Annotated in this window: 20 protein-coding genes and 1 other annotated feature; of the genes, 9 read left to right on the top strand and 11 right to left on the bottom strand. The window is 53.7% G+C overall.

Annotation, left to right across the window (positions count from 1 at the left end):
• Positions 1-50: 50 nt before the first annotated feature.
• The 3 genes from ACZF99_RS13985 (at position 51) to ACZF99_RS13975 (ending at position 3,147) form a co-directional block, all read left to right on the top strand.
• Positions 51-929, top strand: coding sequence for an AraC family transcriptional regulator (locus ACZF99_RS13985; protein WP_483605676.1), 879 nt, complete (start codon positions 51-53; stop codon positions 927-929).
• Between the two features lie 292 nt (positions 930-1,221).
• Positions 1,222-1,487: a binding site (T-box leader), on the top strand.
• A gap of 83 nt (positions 1,488-1,570) precedes the next feature.
• Positions 1,571-2,656, top strand: a complete 1,086-nt coding sequence (asd, locus tag ACZF99_RS13980; RefSeq protein ID WP_483605675.1) for an aspartate-semialdehyde dehydrogenase — start codon at positions 1,571-1,573, stop codon at positions 2,654-2,656.
• Between the two features lie 32 nt (positions 2,657-2,688).
• The gene (locus tag ACZF99_RS13975; protein WP_483605674.1) at positions 2,689-3,147 is read left to right on the top strand and encodes a GNAT family N-acetyltransferase; all 459 of its coding nucleotides are present in this window, start codon (positions 2,689-2,691) and stop codon (positions 3,145-3,147) included.
• A gap of 81 nt (positions 3,148-3,228) precedes the next feature.
• Here the strand turns inward: ACZF99_RS13975 and ACZF99_RS13970 are convergent, their stop codons facing one another.
• Positions 3,229-3,540, bottom strand: a complete 312-nt coding sequence (locus tag ACZF99_RS13970; protein WP_483605673.1) for a YbjQ family protein — start codon at positions 3,538-3,540, stop codon at positions 3,229-3,231.
• 103 nt (positions 3,541-3,643) lie between these two features.
• Between ACZF99_RS13970 and ACZF99_RS13965 the strand changes: the two genes are divergently transcribed.
• Both ACZF99_RS13965 and sstT read left to right on the top strand, forming a co-directional pair.
• Positions 3,644-4,771: an NAD(P)/FAD-dependent oxidoreductase gene (locus ACZF99_RS13965; RefSeq protein ID WP_483605671.1), complete on the top strand. Its 1,128-nt coding sequence runs from the start codon at positions 3,644-3,646 to the stop codon at positions 4,769-4,771.
• Positions 4,772-4,885: 114 nt separating this feature from the next.
• Complete coding sequence (sstT, locus tag ACZF99_RS13960) at positions 4,886-6,130, top strand: serine/threonine transporter SstT (RefSeq protein WP_483605670.1); 1,245 nt, start codon at positions 4,886-4,888, stop codon at positions 6,128-6,130.
• A 72-nt stretch (positions 6,131-6,202) separates the two neighbouring features.
• On the opposite strand, the gene ACZF99_RS13955 is transcribed toward sstT, so the two are convergent.
• Positions 6,203-6,907 (bottom strand): type II toxin-antitoxin system prevent-host-death family antitoxin, encoded by a 705-nt coding sequence (locus ACZF99_RS13955; protein WP_483605669.1) that lies wholly within the window; start codon positions 6,905-6,907, stop codon positions 6,203-6,205.
• A gap of 221 nt (positions 6,908-7,128) precedes the next feature.
• Positions 7,129-9,288 carry an alpha-amylase family glycosyl hydrolase gene (locus tag ACZF99_RS13950; RefSeq protein ID WP_483605668.1) on the bottom strand — a complete coding sequence of 720 codons (2,160 nt, stop codon included), beginning with the start codon at positions 9,286-9,288 and terminating at the stop codon, positions 7,129-7,131.
• Positions 9,289-9,708: 420 nt separating this feature from the next.
• Here ACZF99_RS13950 and ACZF99_RS13945 point away from each other — a divergent pair, with 420 nt between their 5' ends.
• Positions 9,709-10,266: an RNA polymerase sigma factor gene (locus ACZF99_RS13945; protein WP_483612723.1), complete on the top strand. Its 558-nt coding sequence runs from the start codon at positions 9,709-9,711 to the stop codon at positions 10,264-10,266.
• Positions 10,259-11,581, top strand: a complete 1,323-nt coding sequence (locus ACZF99_RS13940) for a hypothetical protein (RefSeq protein WP_483605667.1) — start codon at positions 10,259-10,261, stop codon at positions 11,579-11,581. Before ACZF99_RS13945 ends, ACZF99_RS13940 begins: the two co-directional genes overlap by 8 nt.
• Before the next feature lie 316 nt (positions 11,582-11,897).
• Here the strand turns inward: ACZF99_RS13940 and ACZF99_RS13935 are convergent, their stop codons facing one another.
• On the bottom strand, positions 11,898-12,956 hold the full coding sequence (locus ACZF99_RS13935; RefSeq protein ID WP_483605666.1) for an LLM class flavin-dependent oxidoreductase: 1,059 nt from the start codon (positions 12,954-12,956) through the stop codon (positions 11,898-11,900).
• 168 nt (positions 12,957-13,124) lie between these two features.
• Here ACZF99_RS13935 and ACZF99_RS13930 point away from each other — a divergent pair, with 168 nt between their 5' ends.
• On the top strand, positions 13,125-13,970 hold the full coding sequence (locus tag ACZF99_RS13930; RefSeq protein WP_483605665.1) for a helix-turn-helix transcriptional regulator: 846 nt from the start codon (positions 13,125-13,127) through the stop codon (positions 13,968-13,970).
• Between the two features lie 202 nt (positions 13,971-14,172).
• Entirely contained in the window at positions 14,173-15,138 is a 966-nt protein-coding gene (locus tag ACZF99_RS13925; protein ID WP_483612721.1) for an aldo/keto reductase, read from the top strand.
• 228 nt (positions 15,139-15,366) lie between these two features.
• Here the strand turns inward: ACZF99_RS13925 and ACZF99_RS13920 are convergent, their stop codons facing one another.
• From ACZF99_RS13920 to ACZF99_RS13890, 7 genes are all read right to left on the bottom strand, one after another.
• A complete protein-coding gene (locus ACZF99_RS13920; RefSeq protein ID WP_483612719.1) occupies positions 15,367-17,190 on the bottom strand; it encodes a rhamnogalacturonan lyase in 1,824 nt (607 codons plus the stop codon).
• Between the two features lie 390 nt (positions 17,191-17,580).
• Positions 17,581-18,579 (bottom strand): LacI family DNA-binding transcriptional regulator, encoded by a 999-nt coding sequence (locus ACZF99_RS13915; RefSeq protein ID WP_483605664.1) that lies wholly within the window; start codon positions 18,577-18,579, stop codon positions 17,581-17,583.
• Positions 18,580-18,622: 43 nt separating this feature from the next.
• Positions 18,623-19,711, bottom strand: a complete 1,089-nt coding sequence (locus ACZF99_RS13910; protein ID WP_483605663.1) for a glycoside hydrolase family 172 protein — start codon at positions 19,709-19,711, stop codon at positions 18,623-18,625.
• 31 nt (positions 19,712-19,742) lie between these two features.
• A complete protein-coding gene (locus ACZF99_RS13905) occupies positions 19,743-20,576 on the bottom strand; it encodes a carbohydrate ABC transporter permease (RefSeq protein ID WP_483605662.1) in 834 nt (277 codons plus the stop codon).
• 1 nt (position 20,577) lies between these two features.
• On the bottom strand, positions 20,578-21,453 hold the full coding sequence (locus tag ACZF99_RS13900) for a carbohydrate ABC transporter permease (protein WP_483605661.1): 876 nt from the start codon (positions 21,451-21,453) through the stop codon (positions 20,578-20,580).
• Between the two features lie 105 nt (positions 21,454-21,558).
• The gene (locus tag ACZF99_RS13895) at positions 21,559-22,908 is read right to left on the bottom strand and encodes an ABC transporter substrate-binding protein (protein ID WP_483605660.1); all 1,350 of its coding nucleotides are present in this window, start codon (positions 22,906-22,908) and stop codon (positions 21,559-21,561) included.
• A gap of 68 nt (positions 22,909-22,976) precedes the next feature.
• Positions 22,977-24,440 (bottom strand): GH32 C-terminal domain-containing protein, encoded by a 1,464-nt coding sequence (locus ACZF99_RS13890; RefSeq protein WP_483605659.1) that lies wholly within the window; start codon positions 24,438-24,440, stop codon positions 22,977-22,979.
• Between the last annotated feature and the right edge of the window lie 183 nt (positions 24,441-24,623).

Raw genomic sequence — 24,623 nt, 5'->3', positions numbered from 1 at the left:
GGCGACTAAATATAGTACAATTTCTACATAAACTGTAGGAGGCGATAGGGATGCTCGTGCTGGAGTTTGCCGTGCCGCCGGTCCCGTTATTGGCCACGGTCGGCTACGCGGTGTGGCCGGCGGGCGTGACGCATGCCGAACGGGTGTTTGATGCGTACGACCTGATTCTTTGTGCTAAAGGCGCCATATATATGGAGGAAGAAGGGATTCCCTACGAGATCGGCGAGGGGAAGCTGCTGGTCCTTGAGCCGGGGAAACGGCACCGCGGCTACCGGCCAACCGAGGAAGAGACGGAGGTCTATTGGATTCACTTTGGCTATCCCGCTTCCTCGCCGCCCGGGCTGACGGACAAGCCGGACTGGCAACAGCCGCTGCTGGCGCGGACCGATCAGGATACGGAACCGCGTCCGGCGCTGGTCAACATTCCGAAATTCGACTCCGTGGATTTGCGGACGGTCCGGCCGTTACTGGACGAGATGATCGCGTTGCATCGGACATTAACGGCACATCGGTCCTTCGAGCTGCAGGTGCGGTTCGGCCAGTTTCTTTTGCAGCTTCAAAACGGAATACGGCAGAGCGCTCCACAGGCAAGATCCTTTCTGCTCAGCGAACGGGTAGCGGCTTATCTGGCCGATCATTTGGAAGACCCGTTCGACGCGGGGCAACTGGAACGCGATCTGCATTACCATTTCGATTATTTGGCGCGCTGCTTGAAGCAGCACACGGGGATGAGCCCGCTGCAATACCGGCATCACTTGCAAATCGACCGGGCCAAACGCCTGCTGGCGCATACCGACTTCCCGCTCAAAAAAATCGGGGAGCGGTGCGGCTTCTCGGAACCCAATTACTTCACTCGGCTGTTCAAACGCGAAACGACCCTCACGCCGGGAGAATATCGGAAGAGGTATCGGGTGTTCCGAGCGGAGTAAGCCATTTCTCTATTTTTTGGAAGATTCGCAGCAATCGTGAATTCATTCACAAGGAAGGCGGCAAGATCGCCGCGGCGTTTGCGCAATATGCTATCCCGGATGAAACTCCGGACGGCTACGTCTTTTACGGAGCGCTTCCGGAATGGATTTACGTCATACAGGATGGACATTACATCGATATGCAGGGCAATCCCGTATCCGAGGATCGGTTGCAACCGTGAACGGCCGCTCGGAGAAAAATTTTTCTAACTGGTTTACGTTCGGCCGGTTATCTGGTAATATAATCGCAACATGAAATGCGATGACGAGAAGAGTAGGTAAATGAAGCCTTTCCCAGAGAGCTCCGGCAAGCTGAAAAGGAGCAAAGCGTTTCTTTATCGAATAAAGCCTCCGAGCAGCACATCGGAACGTTAAACCAGCGGGATGGTGTGACAGGAGCTCCTGTTACAGAGCTAGAGTATACGCTTGGCTGGGCCTGGCTGTACTTGAAGAGGTTAATATGGCGACATATTAACGAAACTGGGGTGGTACCGCGGGCATACCAATCTCGCCCCCAAGACGGAAGACTCGTCTTGGCGGTGGGATTTTTTTATTTTGGCGATCGCTACAATACTTATATAAAGAAAGGACAGGATGAAACAATGGGTGAGAGATTGAAAGTAGGCATCGTCGGTGGGACGGGAATGGTGGGCCAGCGGTTCGTTCAACTGCTGGATCAGCACCCTTGGTTTGAGGTAAAGGGCATCGCGGCCAGCGCGAATTCCGCGGGCAAGACCTACGAGGAAGCCGTGCAAGGCCGTTGGAAAATGTCCACGCCGATGCCGGAAGCCGTTAAAAATATCGTCGTTCAGGATGCGGCCAAGGTCGAGGAAGTAACGGCGGACGTGGACTTCGTCTTCTGCGCGGTGGATATGAAGAAAGCGGAAATCCAAGCGTTGGAGGAAGCTTACGCGAAAACCGGCACACCGGTCATTTCCAACAACTCGGCGCACCGCTGGACGCCGGACGTTCCGATGGTCATCCCGGAAGTCAACCCGCAGCACATTGAAGTCATTGCCGCGCAGCGGAAGCGCCTTGGAACGGATACCGGGTTCATTGCCGTGAAACCAAACTGCTCCATTCAGAGCTATGTGCCGGCATTACATGCGTTGCTGGAGTTTGAACCGACGACGGTGGTCGCTTCGACGTATCAGGCGATTTCCGGAGCGGGCAAGAACTTTACCGACTGGCCGGAAATGCTGGATAACGTGATTCCCTATATCGGCGGTGAGGAAGAGAAGAGCGAGCAGGAACCGCTGCGCATTTGGGGCCAGGTGGACGGCGGGCAGATCGTGAAAGCGAGCGCGCCTCTCATTACGACGCAATGTATCCGCGTTCCCGTGACGGACGGCCACCTGGCTACCGTATTCGTGTCGTTTAAGAAGAAACCGTCGAAGGATGAGATCCTTCAGCGTTGGCGGCAATTCCAAGGCAAACCGCAGGAGCTGGGGCTGCCAAGCGCGCCGAAGCAATTCATCACTTATTTCGAAGAGGAAAACCGTCCGCAGACGAAACTCGACCGCGATATTGAACAGGGGATGGGAGTCTCCGTCGGCCGCTTGCGCGAGGATTCGCTGTACGATTATAAATTCGTCGGGCTTTCGCACAATACGCTGCGCGGCGCGGCCGGCGGCGCGGTGCTGATCGCCGAATTGCTGAAAGCGGAAGGCTATATTCATGCGAAATAGAGAATGAAACGTTGGGATTAGGAGGGAGCCGGTTGTTAACCATCAAATTGGATGATTTAAGCGGGTCCGAAATTGCGGCTTTTATCGGCGAGCATTTGGCGAACATGGCCGAGAACTCTCCGCCCGAGAGCATTCACGCGTTAAATTTGGACGGATTGAAGAGGCCGGACGTGACGTTCTGGAGCGCCTGGATCGACGGGGTGCTCGCAGGATGCGGCGCCCTCAAGGAGCTGGATGGACAGCACGGCGAGGTGAAATCGATGCGAACCGCCGTCCCGTACCGGGGGAAAGGTATCGCCAAGCAAGTGCTGGCATTTCTCCTTGAAGAGGCGGCCCGGCGCGGTTACCGTCGGGTTAGTCTGGAGACCGGTTCGATGGAGGCTTTCGGCCCGGCTCGCAGGTTGTACGAAAGCTTCGGGTTTACGTATTGCGGACCTTTTGCGGACTACGCAGAGGATCCCAACAGTGTTTTTATGACGAAGGCGATTTAAACCGGGATGGGCCATCCCGATGACCACAAAAACCCGCGAAATGCGGGTTTTTGTGGTTTACCGGACAGATCAGGCAAAAGATTAAACGATAACGGCGGTTCCGCTCACGGAAACCATGAGCATTCCTTCGCGGATCACCTCGTAATCGATGTCTACGCCAATGATGGCATTGGCTCCCAGTTGGGAAGCTTGCTGGGACATTTCGCCGAATGCGGTGTCCCGAGCTTCTTGAAGCTTGTTCTCGTAAGCGCCCGAACGCCCCCCGACGATATCGGTAATCGAGGCCAGAAAATCGCGGACGACATTGGCGCCCATAATAACTTCGCCGGTGACGATGCCGATGTATTGTCGAACCGGCGAGCCTTCAATGGATGGGGTAGTGGTCATAATCATGTGTTTATCCTCCTTAAATTGGAAACGATACAGGTTGTTACGCAGGCTTGCCAAGAAGGTTTCAACTTAAACTTATTCCATCGTAAGAAAAGGATGCGGATTCATGCAAAAATATATCGTGATCGGTGCGGGTATTTTAGGCGCATCAACGGCCTACCATCTGGCCAAACAAGGAGTGGAAGTGATCATTATCGACCGCCGGGAACCGGGGCAAGCTACCGATGCCGCGGCGGGCATCATCTGCCCATGGATTTCGCAGCGGCGTAATCAAGCCTGGTATAAGCTGGCCAAGGAAGGGGCGCGTTACTACGGGGCCTTGATTAAAGAGCTGGAGGAGGAGGGGGAGCGCGAAACCGGTTATGCCCGCGTCGGCGCTCTTCGCCTTCACAAGGATCGAGATCAACTCGTCGAATTGGAGAAGCGTGCGCTCGAGCGGAGAAGGGACGCTCCGGAGATGGGCGACCTCGTTTTGCTCGAGCCCGGCGACGTGAAGCGTTTATTTCCGCCGCTCGCGGAAGGTTATTTCGCGCTGCATGTCGGCGGGGCCGGCCGCGTCGACGGGCGAGCGCTCCGCGAAGCGCTGCTGCGGGCTGCCGTTCGGCACGGGGCAACCCTGCTGCAAGGCGAAGCCTCGCTTCGCCGCGAAGGTTCGAACGTGATCGGAGCCCGGGTCGGGGAGGAAGATTTCGACGCCGATGCCGTCGCCGTCTGTGCCGGAGCATGGGCCCGGCAACTGTTCGAACCGCTAAGCCTGGAGTTTGGCGTCACCTTTCAAAAAGCGCAAATCGTCCATTTGGCGCTTCTTGAAGCGGATACCGCCCATTGGCCTGTCATCATCCCGCCCGGCGACCAATACATTTTGGCGTTTGAGGGCGGGCGCATCGTCATCGGCGCGACGCATGAAAACGATCCGCCGGGCTTCGATGCCCGGGTAACGGCCGGCGGCCTGCAGGAGGTTTTCGCAAAAGCGCTGGAAGTGGCTCCCGGCTTGAAGGAAGGGAGTTTTTTGGAAGCCCGGGTCGGATTTCGTCCGTTTACGCCGGGATTTCTCCCGGTTCTGGGAGCGCTGAACGGCTGGAACGGCCTATTTGCCGCCAACGGGTTAGGGGCGTCCGGATTGACGATGGGGCCTTACGTAGGTGCCCAACTGGCTCAATCCATGTTAGGACGGAAGACGGAGGTGCGCTTGGAGGATTACTGTTTGGAGAAGGCATTATCCCCATCCTCCTAGGACATTTGTGAAAAGTAATGCACAAATGTTTCCACCTGAAGGACAGATGTCCATGAAGCGTGGTATACTATCGCTATGCTTCTAGGCGACATCTTAAACAAACGGGGGAGAAACATGAAGGCAATCCTACTCAAATGGAATCAAGTTAGTCTGGTAAAACGAATTTTGGCAGGTTTAGCAGTCGGAATTCTCTTGGCGTTAATCGTCCCGAAGGCCAGCGGGATCGCATTGCTCGGTACGTTGTTCGTATCCGCTTTGAAGGCCGTAGCGCCAGTCCTCGTGTTGCTCCTGGTCATGTCCGCCATCGCTAACCATCAAAAAGGGCGCCGGACGAACATGAAATCGATTCTTGCCCTTTACGGCACGAGTACATTTTTGGCCGGATTGAGCGCCGTGGCAGCCAGCTTTATGTTTCCGGTCCGCTTGTCACTAACCGGTGCGGCGACGGAAGGTCTGACCCCGCCCGAGGGCATCGTCGAAGTGCTGAAGGGGCTGCTGTTCAAAGTGGTGGATAATCCTGTAAATGCGCTGATGAATGCCAATTATATCGGTATCCTGGCTTGGGCGCTCTTGCTCGGGGTTGCGTTGAAAAGCGCGGGCGATTCCACGAAAAGCATGCTCACGAATGGGTCCGACGCCGTTTCGCAAATCGTCAAATGGGTGATCCAATTGGCACCGTTTGGTATCATGGGACTTGTGTTCGAATCGATTACCGTTAGCGGACTTGCCTCCCTGTTGGATTACGGAAAGCTGCTTCTCGTTCTGGTCGGATGCATGCTGTTTATGGCACTGGTCGTGAATCCGCTCATCGTCTACGTCCATCTTCGTCGCAATCCTTATCCGCTCGTGTTTAGTTGTTTGAAGGAAAGCGGCCTTACGGCATTCTTCACGCGAAGCTCGGCTGCTAACATTCCGGTCAATATGCGTTTGTGCGAAAAACTGGGGCTGGACAAGGATACGTATTCGGTTTCCATCCCTTTAGGTGCGACGATCAATATGGCAGGGGCGGCGGTGACAATTAGCGTCCTGACGCTGGCGGCCGTGCATACGCTGGGTGTCCAAGTAGACTTCGGGACGGCGCTGATACTGAGCTTGCTGTCGGCGATATCCGCAGCCGGGGCATCCGGCGTGGCCGGCGGTTCGCTTCTCCTCATCCCTCTGGCATGCAGCCTGTTCGGCATATCCAACGATATCGCCATGCAGGTCGTTGGAGTCGGCTTCATCATCGGCGTGATCCAGGATTCATGCGAAACCGCGCTGAATTCGTCGTCCGACGTGCTGTTCACGGCAACTGCGGATTATGCGAAGAAACGCAGGGAAGAGGTGCTTCCGGTCATAGACACGGCAAGCTTGGATTGAACTATAAGGGCTGGCGATGACTCGCCAGCCTTTTTCTAGCGTAAATCGTTTCTCCGATTCACCTCAACTGAATCAAGCAATTAAATCCTGGATCGATACTTGCAAACCCGGGTAAAGCTGAGAGGTCACATGCGCATCCCCGGTGTTCGAGAATACGGTCATGTCCGCAATATTGCCGTCTTCCAGCGTGTATACGATCACGAGTGCTTTCATTGGATCGACGATCCAATATTCCTTTACGCCGCATACGCTGTACAAATCCAGCTTCTTGATCATGTCCTTGCTCCGCGTGGAGGGGGACAAGACTTCAACGACCAATTGGGGAGTTCCCTTGTATTTGCCGTTGGCGTCGATTCGATCCTTGTCGCAAATCACCACGAGATCTGGCTGTACGACGCAAGTGTTATTGTCTTCCTTCTCCAGAGTAATATCGAGCGGGGAAGTCAGAGGTGTACATGGCTTTCCTTTAAACCAATTGTAAAAAGTGCCATGGAGTTCATTTATGGCCAGTTGGTGCTTGAAGGAAGGAGAAGCGAGATTATATACGATGCCATCGATCAGCTCGTAACGTTGCTCCGACGTCTCCGTCAGCTCGAGGAATTCCTGGTAGGATACCCATTCGCCCCCGCCATGATAGCTCGCTGCCTTCTCCCTTAGCACGGATAAACCGGCTTCGGCAATCGCGTTTAATGTGGCTACGTCCTTACCGTTTCGCGTAACGATGATTTCCTCGCCAGCTTCCGCAAACTTTAAATATTTGCCGAAATTATTCTGCATGTCAGTTGAAGTCACTCGCATGATTTTCACCTCGAATTAGCTAATTTATGATTTTATATTAGCTAACTAAGTTGCAGGAGTCAACAGAGGATTAGCTATTATGCGCAGGGAGGAAGACGCACCGAAGGAAAGTTTCGATGAATTATCGGGGAGAGAGAACGACCAGCCGGGGAGGAGATCTCCGGCTGGCCGTTGGAGTTAGGACTGTTCCACCATGGAGCTTACGGCTGCCAGTTGACCTGAACGGTACCGACACCGCTGCTTGGCGTTGTAAAGCTGTGGTTCGCGCCGCCTTCCCAGGTGACGGCCGCCCCGTTCTTCTTGATAAACTTAAATTCCAGGGTTGTTCCGGCCGGCACGCTGACATCGTAATACCAGGTCGGATAGGCGGTGATGATCTGATTGAAGAACGGACCGATCGCTTTGTTCGGGTCCCGGTTGCCGAGTTCAGCCGTATTGCCCGTCAGGTAGACATTCTCGCCGAATTGCGTGCTGGCATTGTTCACGATGAAACGAACCGGCACCTGATCTCCCGTCAGCAGATTGAAGCTGCTATAGCTGTTGCTGTCCGCGGAGGACGCGCTGCGGACCTTGATGCTATACTGTCCGGGCGTGATCGCCGGAACCTTCACTTGAATCTGGGAATCCTCCCACTGCAAGATCTGGCTGTCGGTGACTGGCGTAGTGCCGAAGTAGACGGTCCCTTTGGCATGGCCAAAGCCTCGGCCATCGATCGTCAGCGTCGTGCCGGCTTTCCCCAGATCCGTTCCGATATTGCCGATCACCGGTGCCGACTCGTCAGAAGCAAATTGCCATACGGCGACTGCTCCTGCCGGCAGGTTGAAGGCGGATACGGCGCCCGTGGCACTAACCGTGATGCTGCTGCCGTTAAGCAGTCCGCTCAACTCATCCGCGTAAGCACCGGCCGGGAGGGAGGTTTGCAAGCCGGTGATCGAGGCGGAGCTTGTCGCGCTGCGGTTAATCGCTACTAGTACTGAGCTGCCGCCGAACTTCCGCTCGTAAATATACACATCGTTATTGATCCAGCGTTCCTGCGTGCTTCCATAGGCTAGTGCCGGATTGGACTTGCGAAGCGGCGCCAGTTTTCCGATGACTTGATACGCGGCGGTTGTGGTCGAGAATCCGCTCATAAAACCACGGTTGGCCGGATCGCCGTTACCTGCCATATATTGCTCCGTACCGTAATAGATGGCCGGGACGCCGCGTGACGTCAGGGTGAAGGCCAACGCTTGCTCAAGACGGCGGTTATTGTTGCCTAGTTTAAAGCGGTCCATATCATGGTTGTCAATAAACGTGACTTGGTCATGAATATGCTTGTAATTGGCGGCGGTTGTTGTCAGCATGTTATTCAAGCCGTACATCGTATCCGTATTGTCGCGGAAGACCTGCCGAACTTTTTGCCCGAATTGGAAGTCTAGCAGACTCATCCCGGACTCATTGGCGAAACGGATGTTGTTCGGATCATTCTCGCCGACGCCGAGGAACCATTCCCCGAAGGTAAACACAGGCTTATATCCTGCAATGGAGGCTACCCAGTTCTTCTGCCAGCCCTCCGGCATATGCTTCACCGCATCCACCCGGATGCCGTCGATCCCCATATCCAGCCAGAGCTTGATCGCATCTTTAAAGTAGGTATCCGTCACGTTGTTGTGGTGATTGATGTCGGCCAAATCATAGAGATTTCGATAGATGCCATCCTCCAGCGAGGAAAAATCGGTTCCTTGATTATGGTGGAAAATTCCGTTTGTGTCCCCCGTGTAGCCGGTGATCAGGTTGCCGTTATCGTACAGTCTACCGTTCTCGGCGAAGGAAGGTTGTGTCTCGGAAGCAGGGGAGGTATGGTTGGGCGCGAAATCAATAATGATCTTGATGTGATGGGCATGAGCCGTGTTGATCAGCTCCTGAAAATCGCTCATGCTGCCAAACGCCGGATTCGTCCGTTTGAAATCGCGGGCCCAATAGCCGTGATAGGACGTGCTGTTCACGCCGGAGTAGTTGATGACGCTATAAATATTCTCTACCGGTTGAGAGATCCACAAGGCGCTGACACCCATTCCGGCAAAATAACCCTCGTTGATCTTGTTGATGATTCCCCGCCAATCTCCGCCGCAGTACAGCTTCAGATTCGTACAACCTGGAGAATAGGCCGCGCCGGACGGATTGTTGGAAGGATCCCCGTCCGCGAAGCGGTCGGTCACGATCTGATAGATCACATCGGTAGAGAAGTCCTGCTTGTTAAGAACGGACGTATCGGGAGCGGCGCTGGCCGTAGGAACGGCGATCGATGGGATGAGCCATGCTGTAAAGAGACAGGTGGAAGCAAGCAGTGTGATCATGGACTTTTTAAAAAACGGTTTCATAAATCAACCACCTTTCCAGCTTTTTATACTGTTTCTGCACACGGACTTCATTTGAACTCCAAACCAACCGCGGGTTGAACCTTCGCCTCCTCCTTTCCCGCTGCCAAAAACAAACAACCCCGCAATCTTCACCGGAAGATTACGGGGTTGTTCCTGATAGGGAGAGATCAGGAAAGCAGCGCCCTCAAATTGTGGGATCCACATCCTTCCCGATGCTTATAGACAAAGATGGCAAACTTAGGATGCGCTTTCATTTTATATCAAGGTACCAAATCTGTCAAATCCTAGATGCATCATTCGATAGTTTTGTAGGATGATTGAAGCGGGACCGAAATCCCGGCCCTTTTTTTGTGAATAGGGAACTTTCGTTGCACTTGAAGAGTCTGTTTAGGTGAAGGGGAGGAGAAGCACTTGAGGGAAATGCAGTTGCAGCCTCCGGCGGAGCCGAGCATTTCGAATATACGGGGGCTTATGGAGTCGTACGGGGAAGATGTTTGGAATTATGCTTACGTCATCACCCGGAATACGCATACGGCGGATGATGTCGCGCAGGATGTATTTATTAAAGCCTACCGAAGTCAGGCTTCCTTTCGAGGGGAGGCTTCCGTCAAAACCTGGCTGTTGAAAATCACGCGAAATACCGCCCTTTCTTATCAAAAACGGGCATTCGTGCGCAAAGTGGTGCTGTTCGGCGAGCGTTCGCCGAGCGACGAGCTGGACGGGACGGCTTTCCCGAGGCCATCGCCGTCTGCCGAGTCGGAATTCTTGGATCGGGAAGTCGCGGACGAATTGTGGCGACAGGTGTTAAAGCTGCCAAGCCAATTTCGCGATCCATTGGTCTTGAGCGTGCATTATCAACTGTCCATGGAGGAAATAGCCGCGGTTACGGGCATCCCGCCAGGCACGGTAAAATCAAGGATTCACAGAGCCAAAAAGAAGGTTGCCGCCGAATGGAAAGGAGCGGATGTACATGAATGAATGGAGACCGGATTGGGATCGCCGTTTAGCCAAACCGCCTTTCAAGCAGCGGCGTTTTAGAAGCGATATGATGGAGGGTGTCGAGAACAAGTTGCGGGTGGCGGAAAAGAAGCGCGATCGGAAAGCATGGATTACCGCGACATTGACGGTCATTCCCCTCTTGCTCCTGGCGGTGGGAGGCGGGATCTGGATTGAACATGATGAGCAGACGCCATTGCCCGTTCCGGTCCAAGGGGTTCAAGATTCAGGCAGTGAAGGTGAAGGGCCGTTTCGCTCAACCTTCAAACGTAGGGCCGGGGGGGATTTCGACTGGTGGAGTTCCGCCGAAAACGCGGCGAAACAGGGTAGCGACCGCACGATCGTGACGTTTGTCAAAGCGCTGATGCAGCGGGAACTGGGCGTTTGGGGCGGCCCGACGCCGGACATATGGGACAACCCCGAGGTTAAACAGCCGCTGGAACGCTACGATGTGTCCAGTCCGTGGGTGGATGAAGTGTACATCGACACGACCATACCCGATGAGGAAAAAAACAAGGAAAAAACCATTTATCGGCTTCGTCTGCTGCTGCGGGATTCGGTCCCCCAAGTGTATCAGGAAACGATTGATGTGCACGTTCATAGCGATACCCACAAAATCGGGCACATCGAACAAGTGGAAACGGATGAAGTCGGAATGTCGCTTGAAGCCTATGCCAGAGAAAATCAGGGCAAGGAGGTCCTTTTGAAGGAGGAGCCGGCACTTGATCTAAAGATCACGGGTACGCTGCGACCGAATGCAAGCATGATTTACCCGATCCGCGTCCGTTATGGCGGTGCGGAGAAAACGTTCGACGATTGGGACAATGTCGACAATGAATCCTATTATCCGCAAGTTTCCCTGCTGCGAACGGGCGACGGGGATGAGGAGGTGCTGGCTGTCATCTTGACCCGCGGATACGGTACCGGGGTTTACGAATCGACAGTGAAGCTGCTGAGACGCGATTTAACCGAAGTGTCCGTGGCGGATCCGGTACTGGTGGCGAGCTCCAGACTTACATCAACCGTGACGGCGGAAAATGGCAAGAGAACGTTTCAATTTACGCTGGACGGCGAAACGCGCACGTTCGAATACAACGGGGATGACGCCGGATTATGGCTGGACCAACCGGGTCTCGGCAGCATCGTTCGTTATTTCTTTGAAGGGAATACCTTGTATGCGTCGGTGCCGATCCAGGTATCGCCGGCCGAATTCCCGGTTACGATCCGCCTGAAATACAAGTATGACGGAGCGCTGTTTGTCGTGGAGGATGCAACGTTTGAGGATCACCTCCATTAACTTGCGAAAGGACCTCAAATTCCCCGGTGTGGCGAGGAATTTGAGGTCCTTCTACTTGATTGCTCCTATCTGCTTCCAGCCTCTAACGCTTGCCACAGAGCTTAAATGCACTTCAATCATCGCTCTGCGATTCTAACGCTTGCCAGCGAGCTTATATCACTTTTTTGCTCCCGAAAACATGGATTTGTGACGTAATAGAGTGTCTCAGCGTCGTTAGAATTTCGATAACGTCGAATTTGCCATAATAGGGTTTATCATCAGCGTTAGAGGCGATTCCCGTGGCAAATGATATTGCTGGTTAATATTCGGTTAAGGGTTAGGATTTTGCCGTATATTTTCGGATCGCCGGTAAAATTTCCGTGCCGATCAGTTCGATATTCCGCTGCAGCCGGTCAAACGGCATGCCGCCGAAATCGATTTGGGCGATATACCGCTGATGCCCGAACATTTCATGCTGATATAAAATTTTTTCGATGATTTGCTGCGGGCTGCCGACGTTTATGATGTGGTGCGGATCTCCGCCTTGCATAAAAAGCGGCTTGTAAAAACCTTGACCGTTTGTTTTTTTCATGCCTTCGTTGATGTAAGGATACAGTTCCTCCAGCGCTTGCTGTGAGGTTTCGGCAGCATAGAAAAAACCTGCGGTCGCGATAGGCAGCGCGGCCGGATTATGGCCCGCCTCGCTTGCGGCCTGCCGATAGGCGTCAACCGTTGGTTTAAAGGCCGAGGCCGGACCGCCCAAATGGGCCATGAACATCGGAACGCCGGCGGATCCGGCTTTGATCGCGCTGGCCGGCCCTCCGCCGACCGCCCGCCAAATCGGCATGGAGCCGTTTTGCGGCCGGGGAAGGACCTTGGCATTATGCAGCGGGGCGCGGTATTCACCTTCCCAGTTGACGATTTCCTGCTCGTTGATTTGCTGCAAAAGCTTAAATTTCTCTTCGAATAATTCCTCATAATCGCGAACATCGTAACCGAGCAAACGGAACAGACCGACCCGGGAGGCGCGGCCCGCCACGATTTCCGCCCGGCCGTTCGAAATCAAATCGATCGTCGCAAAATCTTCGTACACGCGTACCGGGTCCGATGTACTGATAATCGTCGAGGAGCTGCCCAGCTTGATGTTGCTCGTGGCCTGGGCGATCGCGGCCAGCACCACGGTATGCGCTTGCGTCGCAAAATAGTCCTGATGGCTTTCCCCGACGCTAAAAAAATCAAGGCCCGCCTGTTCGGCGAGCTTGGCGTATTCAATGATTTGCCGAACTCGCTCCTGGGCCGAAATTCGCTGCCCCGTATGGGGATCGGGCAAATGGTCGCCCAACGTGTATATGCCGAACTCCAATCCTTTGCCAGGATCGATGCGGTATTTTTCCATAGGTTTCTTCACCTCTGTTGTTTGATGGTGATTCGTATTGTCGTTTTTATTATATTACAGTTACATACTTTTAGTAAGTATCGGGTTGGAAATGGTATAATCTAATGAATGATGAGACCTAAGGTAGAGCGGAAGATCTGCGATGATTCCTTATGAGAGGTGATGCCAATGCTGAATCGAAATGAAATGAACGGAAGTTCCCGGGCCGTGGACATGAACAGCACACGGGCCAAAACGATGGGCGATTTTTTAAAATCGCGCCGGGCCCGGCTGCAGCCGGAACAAGCGGGGCTGGCAAGATCGCCCGGCCAGCGCCGGACGCCGGGCTTGCGCCGTGAGGAGGTTGCGATTTTGGCGGGCGTCAGCGCGACCTATTATACCTGGCTGGAACAAGGGCGGGAAGTTGCCGTGTCCCGGGATGTGATCGAAAGCATCGGCAAGGCGCTTAGGCTAAGCCGCGACGAGTTTATGCATCTGCTCGAGCTGTGGAATGGCAATGAGCCCGAAACGGTGACGACGATTACGACGGAAGTCAATCCGCAGTGGAAGGAGATCGTCGAGGCGATGGCTTTTCCTTGTTTTATCAGCAACGACCGGGCTGAACTGTTGGTATGGAACGGTGCGGTCGATGAGCTTATCGCCGGTTTTTCCTTACGTCCCCGGGAGCAGCGCAATATGATGGCCGCGCTGTTTACCGATCCCAAGATGCGCAGCCGGTTGATCAATTGGGAGGAGATGGCGGCGCATTCGGTCGCGATCTTCCGCACCTCCTACGACAAATACGCCCATGATCCGTGGTTCGCGCGGTTCGTGGCCGAACTTTCCAAGCAAAGCGCCGAATTTGCGGCTTTGTGGGAGTTGCATCGCGTGGAAGTCAAGCGGGTCACCCGGATTTTTTTTCGTGCCTCCGATGAAAATGAAAAGCAAGTGCTGACTTACGATATCAATTCCTTGGCGTTTACGACGGATCATCCCGATCTGCATCTGTGCATTTACACCCCGGTGCCGGAATAACCACATCCGGGAAGCGCCTATGCGGTAAGCTCTCCTAGCTTAGCGCTAAGCGTTAGTTAACCGCGAGCCTGTTACTGCCATTACTAGCATAAGCGCACTGTGGCTGCTCCCGGAGCCGTGTTTTAGAATAAGATCGTACTTAAGCAATGAAACGATCCATATTCAAAACTGCGGAAAAGAGGGGACGATCATGGGGAATGCGATTACGAAAAGAAAACTCGGAAGTCTCGGGCTTGAAGTGTCGGCCCTTGGCCTGGGCACGATGATGATGCCGGACAACGAAGAATCGGTACACACGATTCAGGGCGCGCTGGATCTGGGCGTCACGTTGTTCGATACGGCCGACATTTACGGCGAGTATATGATGAGAGGGAAGTTCGGCAGCAACGAGCGGCTGGTGGGCCGCGCTTTGAAAGGACGCAGGGATCAAGCCGCGATTGCGACGAAATTTGGCATCGTCTCGCTGGACATGAAAGCCCACGGACACCCCGCTTACGTCAAAAAATCGGTGGACGCCAGCCTTCTGGCGCTTGGCATCGATTATATCGACCTGTATTATCAGCACCGCATCGATCCGAATACGCCGATCGAAGAGACGGTAGGCGCCATGGCCGAGCTAGTTCAAGCCGGGAAAATACGCTACATCGGCCTGTCGGAAGCGACGCCCGAGCAGATTCGGCGCGCCCATGCGGTACACCCGCTCACTGCGGTGGAAACGGAATATTCGCTGTGGAGCCGCGAAGTGGAGGACGAGGTGCTGCCCGTTTTGCGCGAGCTCGGCATCGGGTTTGTTCCGTACAGCCCGCTTGGCCGCGGCTTCCTGACCGGGCAAATCCGCAGTTTCGACGATCTCCCGGAAAACGACTATCGCCGTTTTTACCCCCGTTTTCAGGGTGAAAATTTCGCCAAAAATCTGGAGCTTGTCGCTCTGATCGAAACGTTCGCCGCACGCAAAGGCTGCAAACCGTCTCAACTGGCGTTGGCTTGGCTGCTTGCCCAGGGCGAGCAGATCGTTCCGATTCCCGGAACGAAACACCTTGACCGCGTACGGGAAAATCTCGGTGCACTGGAAGTGACGCTTTCTGCGGAGGAATTGGCGGAGATCGAACGCATTTCGCCGAAAGGGGCCGCAGCGGGAGCGCGCTACCCTTCCTTTATGCAGGCTTGACGCTGCCCGGATGTGCGATGAACTGAACCCGGAATACGACCGGTAGATTTCGCAGCAAAGAGGGGATAGGTGCTTATCCCTAGGAGAAATGGTAAATGATATTGCGCAAGTGCGGGGGAATGGCCTGGACATCGCGCGGAGTACCGTCTGGAATACCACTCAACGGGGATTGCCGCATCAACGCAAGAGGAAGCCGGAGCGTCATGTGCTCCGGCTTTGTCGTTGGATTTACGGCACGACGTAAATATTCGGTTTGACGACCGGTCCCATGCCGTTGCCGAGAAAATATCCCGTATGCGGCGGCTGATTATAAGCAACGTTTTGCCAAGCGATACTTAGTCGGTATACCGGATCATGCATTAACGTGTAGATTTTATGCGGAGTGACATCCGTGGTGGTGTAGATCCGCAGCGCGGTATTGTCGGATTTGCGCCAAATCACTTCTTCGCGCCAATCTCCGAACAGGTCGGCCTGGAGCGTCGGCGTCGCTTTGGTGCCGTTATTGGACGCCACGCCGGACCCGGTCAACAAGTTGTACATGGAGTTAGCGGAAGAGTTCCATTTGTCGATCTTGACGCCGTCAAGCAATTCCCTGGACAGGTCGGCGTCCCACCAGATGCCGAAGTTGATCGAAGGCGTGGAATTGCTGATTTTGGTACCGGTGATGGAATATAAGCCGACCCCGTTGCTGGCCCAGACTTCCGCTCCCGGGTAGCCCGGATGGATGTCGGCGGCCATGCCCCGTCCGGTGTCCGCCCCGGTACGGACGCCCCACAAAATCTGCCCGGTGGCGGCGTCCCACACGGCGGCCCCGTAAGGTGCGCTGGAGCTTTCCATGACTTTGAAAACCTCCAGCCCGGGGCGGTTCGGATTCAAGTCGCTCACATGCAGCGCGTCGCCGTGTCCCAGGCCGGTGTTGTACAATCTGGCGCCGTTATCGTTGATGGTCAGCGCGCCGTATATAATCTCGTCTTTGCCGTCGCCGTCCACGTCGGCCACGCTTAAGCTGTGATTGCCTTGGCCGGCCGTTCCCGGATTGGTGGAGCTGTTGCTGTCAAACGTCCATCTACGGGTTAAGGAACTGCCGTTCCAGTCGTATGCCACCACGACCGTACGCGTGTAGTAGCCGCGGGCCATGATGATGCTCGGATGGACGCCGTCCAAATAAGCGACGCCGGCGAGAAAACGGTCGACGCGGTTGCCGTAGTTGTCGCCCCAACTGGATACGTTGCCTCTGGGCGGAACATAATCGATGGTCGTCAAGGCCTTGCCCGTCTGTCCGGAGAATACCGTTAAAAATTCGGGCCCCGACAAAATATACCCGCTTGAGTTGCGGTAGTCCGCGTTGGCGTTGCCGATCGTTACGCCCGTGCCGTCCACCGTACCGTCCGCCGTTTTGCAGACGAGCTCGGCTTTGCCGTCCCCGTTGAAATCGTAGACGAGAAATTGCGTATAGTGGGCGCCGGCGCGAATATTTTTGCCGAGATTAATCCGCCACAGGCGCGTGCCGTTTAACTTGTACGCATCCAGGTAGACATTGCCCGTATATCCGCTTTGCGAGTTGTCCTTGGCATTGGACGGGTCCCATTTCAGCACGATTTCGTATTCCCCGTCACCGTCCAGGTCCCCGACGCTGGCGTCATTGGCGCTGTAAGTGTAGTTCACGCCGTCCGGGGTCGTGCCGCCGGGGGGGATCTGAATCGGCACGTCCCGATAAGGGTTCGTCCAGACCGCGGCCGCCGGGGAAGCCGGCTGCTCGGAACCGTTGACGACGGCCCGCACCGTATAGCTGGAGGAAGTCGTCCCCGCCGAATCCAAATAGTTCGTGCTGTTCGTAATCGGACTGGAATTGACCTTGGTTCCGTTTCGATACAGGTTGAATGAAACCGACAGTTCCTCGGTGCCGAGCAGCCGCCAGCTCACGAACACGCCGCCGCTTACTTTCACCGCAACCAGTCCCCGACCCAGCTTTTCCGCTTGCCTTGGCGCTGCGGCCGATACGCTGGAGAGGGGCAGGCATGCCGACCAAATGAAGGAGAGAACGATCAGCACACTAAGAGCCTGACGCCAGTAAGAAGATAATCGCTTATTCACTCTCAAAACCTCCTAGTTCTTATTCGAAAATCGCCTTGAAGTAGAAACTATGAAGTCAGTGTGAATATATTACAAAACATGTGAATCCAGGAAGAGTTGAATGACCTGCCGGTTCAAATTTCAGCAAGCCCCTAACGAAGAGCTGCCTGAGCAATCGCGGGAAGATCATGGAATCAAGATGATGGCGGCATGCCAGGTTTTGTGAAGTGCGAATGGATGTCAGGATAACGCAAAAAAATCGAGCGGGGGGACAATGAATCCCACGCTCGATTTTTCTGAATGATTTGTTTCAAGATTGGCTCAACGTACAAAGCGGCGTGCAGGAGAATCAAAACACGATCCCGGATATTAGCTGGTGCGCCGCACCATCAGTTCCGTAGGGAACACTTCTTCGACCGGAGCGATCGGCTCCCCGTCGGATTCAATGGATTTGATCATCAGTTTGGACGCGGCCTCGGCCAATTCGTTGATAGGGTGGCGAATCGTCGATAAGCTCAGCAGTTCGGAAACGGTCGGCATATCGTCGATGCCCAATACGGCGAGTTGTTCCGGGACGGCCAGGTCTAAATCCTTGCAGGCCTTTAAAGCCCCGATGGCGGAAATATCGTTCAAACAAAACAACGCCTGGGGCAGTTGGTTGGATTGGGCAAGGTTCACTACGGTATCGTATCCGAATTTCTCCGTCATATCGCCTGTCAACACCGTCGTCAGCCTGCCCTGTTGCTGCAAGGCCTCGCTCGCTCCGTTCAGCCGGTCGTCGAATCCGGGAACTTGCCCGTGCGGATACGTCAAAATGATCAAATTATCATAGCCGCGGGATAATAAGTGATTCACTCCGGTTTGGCCGCTTTGGTAGTCATTGACGCGCAGCACATGCGCGCCGTAAGGTAAATTATGGCGGCCCACCGTAATGACCGGCACGTTGAGGTCCATTAATTTGGGCATGAATTTTTCCGTGTCCAGGGTTGCTTTGACGATAATCCCGTCAACCATCTGGACGTTCATAAAGATTTCTTCAAAGTCCAGCAGGATGATTTTATACCCCAAGACCTTTAGCTGCTGCTTGATGACTTTGGCGAAGTGGAGAAAGTATAAGTCTTCGAAATACCCGTCTCCGTCATAAATACTATCGGATAATACAAGCCCGATGGTATGCATTCTGCCGGTAATCAGGCTTTTGGCCACCGGGTTGACTTGATACCCCAGCTTTTTGATCGAGAGACGGATTTTCTCCCTTGTCTCCGCGCCCATTTTCTGAAAGTTGCCGTTCAAAAAATGGGAGACCGTCGCGGGCGATACGCCCGCGTCTTTGGCGACTTGAACCAAGGTAACCCTCTTATTCGTCATGTTCGAACCTCTGTTTCTTTAGGTTTTGCGAAGTTTCTTTGTATTAACGCGGGCGTCTGTCCAGCACGCCGGGCAGTTCGGGAAACGCTTGATGCGGCTCGGTCTGATACCAGTAAGATACGGAGCTCACGTCGTCGCTTCTTTCGAACAACGCCTTGCCGTCATGCCCGATCTGCTGAACGGTGACCCGCAAATCCTCCTCAAACAAAATGGGATCAAGTATATGCCAACGATAAAAACCGCGCATCGGACAAGCGGCTCCATCGTAAATATGCGCTCTTGTCGTATCCGTTACCGCAAAATACGGAAAACCCATAAATGGGGTGGAGTACGTCTGCTCATGAACCGGATTGCCGTTGTCGGGTCTCACGAACCCCCAGGCGCCGCCGAAGTAATCCTCCGCCCCCGTGCCGCAAATCGTCGGCCAATCCTTGTCGCCGTCCAGGTAAAATTTCACTTCTCCTTCGCCGTACCAATAGCGGGACAGGGAGGTCCAGGCCATATAGGTGCCGACATATTTCCCTCTTCCTTTAATTCCATCAATAATCGTATAATCCTGCTTGAGCCGGGTCGGATTTTCCCGGCGAAATTGGGCGTGGAAATATTCCGTGTCCTCCGGAAGCTCATCGACCAGCATGTAATCAAATTGGTAGAAAAACGCCTCGATTTCCTGAGGATGTTCATTCGTAATGGTTACTTTGGCCGCCTTTCTAAAAGGCATCGGAAAGTAACTGTTCATGCCGCCAACCGGATTGACCACGATCGGCATGGAGTTGACGACCGCTCTGGCGCCGAAGCCGTTGCAAAAGAAATCGCCGAGCGGAACTTCCACGGACGGGGATTCTTCGCCGTCCCAATACATCCGCAGCACCAGGTCGCGCAATACGAACCAGCCGGATTCGGTCTGATCGGTTACGGTCATCCAGATATGCTGAATAATGCCGGGGCCTTCGATATCGACGAGCGTGGCCGTCTCGCCCTGAGCCAGCGGGATGAAGGCTTTGCCTTTCCGGGCCACCCCTAGCGGGCCGGCCGCTTGTCCGCCTTCGCCTTTCAAGCCGCGCGGATTTTCCGCTGTGATCGCTCTGCTTCTTCCTTTCATTCTGCCAAAAAGTTGATTCATCGATTGCATAGGTATCTCTCCTCTTGTCTCTGCTGGTCTCTTATCCTTTGACCGCGCCGTCGGACACGCCGGCCATCACATATTTATTCAGGAACAGGTACGTGATGATAATCGGGATGATGCTGATGCAGATGGCCGCAAACGTCTGGCCCCAATCCGTCGCGCCAAACGCCCCGATGAATTCCTGGAGCCCGACAGCGATCGTTTTGTATTGCTTGTCGTTCGTAAAGGTGTTGGAAAATATAAAGTCGTTCCAGATGAAAATAAAGTTGATCGAAGCGACCGTAACCGTCGTGTTGATGGTCAGCGGCGAGATGATTTTATAGAACACCTGATAGATATTGCAGCCGTCGATCACGGCGGCTTCGATCAATTCATTAGGCACATAGCTGTAGAAGCTGGTAAAAATCAGAATCGACAAAGGCAGGGCGAAGCCGACTTGCGGCAGGATCAATGCCAAATAGGAGTTCAGCAGCCCGTAATCTTTGTACATGATGAACAACGGGATTAAGGTGACCTGAATCGGGATCATAATGCCGATTGTAAAGAACAGCAGCAGCTTGGAATTCAGCTTCACCTTCATTTTGACGAGGGCGAAACCCGCCGTTGCGCTGAGAAAAACGATCAGCACCAGGCAACTGAAGGTCACGATGGCGGTATTTTTGATATACAGCAGCAGATCGCTTTCCCGAAATACCGCGGCATAATTGTCGAACGACCAGATTTTAGGCAACGAAAAGGGGCTTGTCGTCAATTCGATGCTCGATTTAAAGCTGGACAATAACAGCCAGACGACCGGATAGATTTGGACGAGCAGGATCGCGGTCACGATAAAATAGAGCAGGAAGGATAGGGAAGTCTTCTTGGATTTCATGTTAGGCTTCTCCTTTCCTGGAATTAAAGATAGCCCGGATGATCAGGACGGCAAGCAGGCTTTCAATGACGATAAAGACGGCGATCGCGCTTCCGTAACCGTATTGGATCGTGGAGAACGCTTTTTTGTACATATAGGTCGTGACCAGCTCGGTCGTCGAACCCGGCACGCCGATGATATAAGGGATATCGAAGCCGCGCAGCGCCCCGGTGGTGCACATGATCAGCGCCAGACTCAGCACGTGCTTGATGCTCGGCAATTTGATGTAACGAATTAACTGCCAGCCGTTCACGCCGTCGATGGTGGCGGCTTCCTCGATTTCTTTCGGAATGGCGATCAGCGCCGCGTAGAAGATCACCATGTACATCCCCGTAAAACGCCAGCCTTCGGGAATGGAGACGGCGATGAGCGCGGTGTGCGGATCGGATAACCAGGCGCTTTGCAGATGGCCGAGCCCGATCCACCCCAGGAACATGTTGAGCAGGCCAAGCGGCTGCAAGGAGTAGAAGTTGCGGAACATCTGGGCGATGGCGACGGTGACCACGACAGCCGGCATATAATATAACGTTCTGAAAACGCCGGCCCCTTTTTTGACGTACGAGAGCAACAGCGCAAAAAACAATCCGATAAACACTTGCATCAACACGACGATAACGACGTAAACCAGATTGTTTTGCACAGAGTTCCAAAAGTAAGGGTCTTGAAACATTTTGATATAATTGCCCAACCCGATATATTTGGCGTCCTTGATGCCGTTCCAATCTTGAAAACCGTAGTTCAGCGACTGAATGATGGGAACAAAGACGGTTCCCAAATAAAAGAGCAGGGCGGGAGTGATAAAGACCAACCATGCTTTCTTATCTTTGAGTACATTCATGTGGAATCTCTCCATTGATTCAGATTGACAAACTTAGGAGGAAAAGTCCCCGCCCGGACCTTGGGCGGGCCGGGCAGGGGGGACAGTTTGTCTGGGCGCAGGCGTTTAGTTGCCCGCGTTTTGGGCGACGGTGTCGTCGACTTGTTTGGCAAATTCCTCCGGAGTCATGGCCCCCATGGCCAATTTCATGATCAAATCGCTCATGACGGAGTTCGTATTGGCGTCCAGCAGCGTATCCCAAGGCTTGGCAAATTCCGAACCGTAGTTGTCCATATCCTGTTTAATACGCAGGAACAGCTCGGAGAATTGGGACTCGTCTTCAATCGTGAATTTCAGCGGGGACATCTGCTGTTTGGCCACGTAGACGTCGCTGTAATTGTTCAGGACGAAGCTGAGGAAGTCCTTGGCCGTTCCTTCAAATTTGTCGGCGGTCGCGGCCAGACCGATCCCGCTGTTGCCGAAAAATTCGTTATCCGGCGTTTTGGCGCCTTCCATCGTCGGCAGGTAGAAATAGTCGACGTTCCCCTTCATATTATCCGGCAGATTTTCGTCCACGAAGGACGGAATTTCCCAAGTGCCCATGCGATACATGGCGGCTTCGCCGTTAAGGAACATGTTAAGGGCGGTCGTGTAATCCGTCGTGGCGAATCCTGGCTGGAAGTACTGGCCGATATCGGAGACGAAGTTTGCCGCCTGCATGCCGACTTCGTCGGTCATTTTGGCTTGGCCTTGGCTCAGATTCCGGGCAAATTCATTCCCGGTGGCGCGGAACGGGATCATCGCCGCATAGCGCAGCACGGGCCAAACATCCACGCCGTCAACGGCGATCGGAGTGATGCCTTTTTCTTTAAGCGCCTTGCTGACGGCAAGCATATCGTCGATCGTTTTCGGAATGGCAAGGTTATTTTCCTCGAATATTTTCTTGTTGTACCAAGTCATCTCCAGATGGTATTCCAAGGGGAGAAGGTACAGGCTGCCATCGGGCAGCTCCTGGTACTTCAGCGCCGGTTCATAGAATTGATCATACAAACCTTGCTCATCCAAGAATTGCTTCATATCAACCAGCATGCCGGCTTCCGCCAGTTCCTGAGCGTAGGGATCGGCGTCCGTATCGATAAATTCCGGAACTTCGCCGGAAGCGACGAGCGTTCTCAGCTTGGTCAAATACGAAGGTCTGTCGGCCGTCACCTGGATATCCAGCTTGAATTCGGGATGATTCTCAGCGTAACGGTCAGCCAGCTCCCGAACGGTTTGCACGATCGCCCCGTTCTCCGGCCGGGCTGTCAGCCAGGTAATCGTTTTACCCGCACTGACTGCGGACGAATTCCCCTGATCTTTGGCGTTGTCTCCGGCGTTTTTGTTCGCCGAACCGCCGCAGCCCGCGAGAGCGGTTGCAAGTAAAGCGGAGATGACGATAAGAGAGAAGAGCTTAAACTTTTGACTGTTTCTTGCCATTTCAAAACCCCCCATTTATGGTTTTATCTTTAAAAATCTCATGAAGAGACTTTTAAATTCGCAGCAGATTAACGCATTTCCGCGGTCTTGATCTTGATGTCGTGAACTTTCACGGAACCTTCATTGGCATAAAAACCAAGATAGCCGGTTTGGAAGTTATAGATTCGCGCAGTCATCGCAACCCTGTCGTTCACGTAAAGGCACATAATATCGTCCTCTAAAATCAGCTTGACGTGGATTTGATCGTGCTCCGCAAAGCGGAACGGACGCTCCAATTCGATCATTTGCGGTTTGTCGCCGGCGATTTGCCATTGGAAGAAACCGGGCTCGGTTCGAGGCCACATATCGAAAGCAATCCGGTTGTGGAACGGATCGAATTTGATGAAATAGCCGGTATCGAGCGCCTTGTCGGTGCGCAGCGCGATGCCGAAATCCTTCGCCTCGCTCCAATCCGTGAACGCGGCTTCGATCAGGACTTGGGCTGGAAGTTCATTCAACACCCGGTAGGCCAGTCCATCTTGAGAAGCCAATTCGAAGCGGCTGCCGTCATCGCGGCAGTTGCTCTCCGCCTCGAGAGAGAGCGCGGTCTTGGTATTAAAATGCTCATAGATGGCTTGGGGCATCCTGACGAGCAGATCGCCGCCATCATTTTGGTAAATTTCATGCACGACCAGGGTCCCGGCCCATTCCCAATCGTTGTAATCGTTTGACCCTTGCTTGGAAGGGACCCAGCCGAACGCATACCTTTGCCGTCCGTCCGAGGCCGTCTTCGCCGCGTAAAACCCCCTGCCGTCAAAGGTGTCCGGGATCGGGGAGGTGTACGCGCCCAGGGTGCTGTTGCTCTTCTTATAATGCGTGACGAACTTCTCGCTGAACGTCGAGTAGACCAGGTAATGCCAGTCTCCCATTTGAAAATAATCCGGACATTCCAGCGTGATATACTTGTCCGGACTGTAGAACGGTTCGCGATAACTCCAGTGCACGAGATCATCGGAAGTGAGTAGGGCGATGCATCCGCCTTTCTTCTCGGAGGAGCTCATTAATCTGGAGGTCACAAGCATCCAGTACTCTTGCCGCTCCTCGTTGAAAAACACGAACGGATCGCGCCAATCGAACTTCTCGTAAATCACCCCGTCGCCATATAGCTTGAAATCGGCATCCTTCGTCCAATGAATTCCGTCGGTACCGGTGGCTTTCAATACAACCTGCAAGGGCTTGCCGTCCACGCAAAACTCGGCGTTGGGATTGTGCCCGGTGTAAAAAAGGTGGTACAAGCCGTCTTGGTCCCTGATCACGGAACCGGTATAAGCGTTTCGGTCCGGCTCGTTTTCGCCGCCGTTGGGCAGCACGACGCCGTAATTCTCGAAATCCAAGCCGTTTTTGGTGGTGATCAGGTTCCATGTCGTATGATTCCCGTAATCGCCATCGGCTCTTTGATCATGGAGATAGTAGAGCTTATACTCTCCACGGTCGTAGAATGGGATGACGTCTCCGACCCATCCGTCTTGCGGTTTGAAAAATACTTTTTTCATCTTGTCATCTCCAATTTAGTAAAACGTTTTACAAGGATTATGATAAATGCCGATTTTCTTTTTGTCAACGGTTACATTGGTATAATATAACGAATAATTCATTTGAATTAAAGAAAATGTTGAAACGGTATAGTAAAACGATTATCAAAAAGGTAAAATGGTAGGGTAAGCACTTACAGTTAA

The organism is Paenibacillus sp. JL3B1040 (assembly GCF_057063165.1).
This window is presented reverse-complemented; position numbering and strand designations above follow the sequence as displayed.